This is a genomic window from Gelidibacter salicanalis (genome assembly GCF_016469035.1).
Taxonomy (GTDB): domain Bacteria; phylum Bacteroidota; class Bacteroidia; order Flavobacteriales; family Flavobacteriaceae; genus Gelidibacter; species Gelidibacter salicanalis_A.
In genome coordinates this window covers 1-215 of record NZ_JAEHJZ010000210.1, presented here as the reverse complement: position 1 = coordinate 215, position 215 = coordinate 1, and the positions used below count along the sequence as shown (strand labels likewise).

Annotated in this window: 1 protein-coding gene; it reads left to right on the top strand. The window is 45.6% G+C overall.

The features are described 5' to 3' along the window. Positions 1–215: hypothetical protein (locus JEM65_RS22565; RefSeq protein WP_233530789.1), on the top strand; the 215-nt coding region annotated here is incomplete at both ends.

Below are 215 nucleotides of genomic sequence, written 5' to 3'. Positions count from 1 at the left end.
TTAAATTGTAGTGGCGATAAGTACTCCGAACAGAGCGATCTGGCTCTTCACGGAACAACAGGCACCAAGAAAATCATGGACGATATTGCAGTATTTGGTTCAGACACCAATACTTTTCTTGAACGTACCAAGGAAGTGTTCCGACGATGCCGCCTGCACGGTATCACGTTATCCCGAAAGAAAATGGCATGGGGATCAAGAATCAAATTTGCCGG